Origin of the sequence: Archangium sp., from assembly GCF_036389735.1 — a bacterium.
GTDB lineage: Bacteria > Myxococcota > Myxococcia > Myxococcales > Myxococcaceae > Archangium.
This window is the reverse complement of record NZ_DASVWK010000556.1, coordinates 1-2,882: the sequence shown is the minus strand read 5'-3', so window position 1 is coordinate 2,882 and position 2,882 is coordinate 1. Positions and strand designations below refer to the sequence as shown.

Below are 2,882 nucleotides of genomic sequence, written 5' to 3'. Positions count from 1 at the left end.
CGAGCCCGTCCCGGCGCCCACGGCTCCATCACGCCCCACGCTCACCCTCACCTCGCCCAGCCACTCCTCGCGACCCGAGCGCAAACCCCGTGCTCCCACGCCCCCGGACGCGCTGCGCGGGCTGCTCCAGGAGGTGTATGGCTTCTCGGACTTCCGTCCCTACCAGGAGGCCGTGTGCCGGGCGGCGACGGAGGGCAAGGACCTGCTGCTGGTGATGCCCACGGGAGCGGGCAAGTCCCTCTGCTACCAGCTCCCGGGCCTCGCACGCGCTGGGACGACACTGGTCATCAGCCCCCTCATCGCGCTGATGGAGGATCAGGTGGCGCGGCTCCAGTCGCTGGGGCTGGCGGCGGAGCGCATCCACTCTGGGAGGGACCGGGCCACGTCGCGTCAGGTGTGCGTGGACTACCTCGAGGGACGACTGGACTTCCTCTTCATCGCGCCCGAGCGGCTGGGGGTGCCGGGCTTCGTGGAGATGCTGGCCCGGCGCACGCCCGCGCTGGTGGCGGTGGACGAGGCGCACTGCATCTCCCAGTGGGGGCACGACTTCCGCCCGGACTACCGGCTGCTGGGCGCCCGGCTGCCCACCCTGCGCCCCGCGCCCGTCATCGCGCTCACCGCCACGGCGACGCCGGAGGTGCAACAGGACATCCTCCAGCAGCTCGGGCTTCAGGGGCCGCGAGACAAGCCCGCGCGCACCTTCATCCACGGCTTCCGGCGCACCAACATCGCCATCGAGGCGCGCGAGCTCAACCCCAGCCAGCGCGGTGATGCCATTCGCGAGCTGCTCGACGAGCCCGACAACCGCCCGGCCATCGTCTACGCCGCCACGCGCAAGCACGCGGAGCGCTACGCGGAGGAGCTCGGCGCGCACTTCCCCACGGGCATGTACCACGCGGGCATGAGCGCCTCGGAGCGGGACACGGTGCAGACGGCCTTCCTCCGGGGCCGGCTGGAGGTCATCGTCGCGACGACGGCCTTCGGCATGGGCATCGACAAGGCGGACGTGCGCACCGTGGTGCATGCCGCGCTGCCCGCGAGCCTGGAGGGCTACTACCAGGAGCTCGGTCGCGCGGGCCGCGATGGGAAGCCCTCGCGCGCGGTGCTGCTGCACTCCTTCATCGACCGGCGCACGCACGAGTTCTTCCACGAGCGCGACTACCCCGAGCCCTCCGTCCTCGAGCGCCTCTACCGCGCCACCCGCGAGGAGCCCGAGCCCAAGGAGTCGCTCGCCGCCCGGGCCCGCGTGGCCTTCGATGTCTTCGACAAGGCGCTCGAGCAGCTGTGGATTCACGGAGGCGTGGAGGTGTCTCCGGATGAGTCCGTGCGCCGCGGGAGGCCGGGCTGGACGGCCTCGTACACGGCGCAGCGCGCGCACAAGCAGTCGCAGCTCGAGGCCATGGCCCGCTATGCCGAGGCGCATGGGTGCCGCATGCGACACCTCGTGGCTCACTTCGGCGACGTGCAGGACTCGGGGGCCGAGTGCGGCCTGTGCGACGTGTGCGCGCCCGAGTCCTGTGCCACCCTGCGCTTCGGCGAGCCCTCCGCCAGCGAGGCCCAGGCGCTCACGCGCATCCTCGAGGCGCTTCACGAGCGCGACGGTCAGGCCACCGGACGGCTCCACCGCGAGCTCTTCGGCGAGGCGCTGCCCCGCCGCGACTTCGAGCGGCTCCTCGGGGGACTGGTGCGCGCCGGGCTCCTGCGCCTGTCCGAGGACACCTTCGAGAAGGACGGTCAGAGCATCACCTTCCAGCGCGTGACGCTCACGCCCGACGGCCAGCGCACGCACGAGCCCGCACCGGGCCAGGTGCAACTGCCGCTGCCCCCGGACGAGGCCCCCGCACGCAAGCGTCGCGTCTCCAAACGCGCCTCCAAGGGTGCCGCCAAGGGGGCGAGAAGCTCCCGCAGGGCCCCGCGCCGGTCCAAGGTGGACTACGAGGGGGACATGGCCAAGCCGGTGGCGGTGCCTCGGGCGGCTCCTCATGGCCGCGAGGCCCTGGTGCGCGCGCTGGATCGCTCCCGGCGCAGTGGGGCGACGCTCGGCGTGGGCTCGGCCTCGCCCCAGCTGGTGGAGGCCCTGCGCTCGTGGCGTCTCACCGAGGCCCGTCGTCGGCGCGTGCCCGCCTTCCGCATCCTCACCGACGCGGTGCTCGGCGCCATCGCCACCGCGCGCCCCCGGGATGGGGCCTCGTTGCAGCGCATCCACGGCGTGGGCCCCAAGCTGGCCGAGCGTTACGGCGATGACATCCTCGCCCTCGTCGGCCGCGTCTCCTCTTGAGACGTGCGCTGGCACGAGCCCGGGGCTACAGGTAGGGCGACAGCAGCCGGGCCACTCCGTCCCTGAGGCGGATGGGCAGCGACCGGCCCGTCAGATCCTCCAGCGTGAGGAGCCGCGCTCGCGAGAGTCGCTCCTCGATGAGGGCCTCCAGACGCGTGGCGAGCTCCACGTCGTAGCACTCCACGTCGAACTCGAAGTTGAGCCGCAGCGAGCGCGGGTCCCAGTTCGCCGAGCCCACCAGACTCCAGGCCCCGTCCACCACCATCAGCTTGGTGTGGTCGAAGGGCGGCGCGGTGAGGAAGACGCGGCAGTTCGGGCGCATCACCTGCCAGAGCTGCGCGGTGGCGGCCCACTGCACCACCGTGAGGTTGAGGCGCTCGGGCAGTACCACGTCCACCCGCACGCCCCGCAGCGCCGCCACGTTCAACGCGGTGATGAGCGCCGAGTCCGGGAGGAAGTACGGCGTGACGATGCGCACCGTGCTCCGCGCGCACGCCAGCGCTCCCAGCAACGTCAGGCGCAGCGTCTCGAAGTCCTCGTCCGGGCCATCCGGAATCCCCCGCGCCATCACCGGCCCGGCGGGCTCCAGCGGGGGAAACCACGT

The 2,882-nt window shown here is 72.6% G+C and carries 2 protein-coding genes; one reads left to right on the top strand and one right to left on the bottom strand.

What is annotated here, in order from left to right; genetic code table 11:
• The coding region (locus VF794_RS19435) for an ATP-dependent DNA helicase RecQ (protein WP_331112544.1) at positions 1-2,278 on the top strand (2,278 nt) is incomplete at its 5' end.
• Positions 2,279-2,303: 25 nt separating this feature from the next.
• Here the strand turns inward: VF794_RS19435 and VF794_RS19430 are convergent.
• The coding region (locus tag VF794_RS19430) for a phospholipase D-like domain-containing protein (RefSeq protein WP_331112542.1) at positions 2,304-2,882 on the bottom strand (579 nt) is incomplete at its 5' end.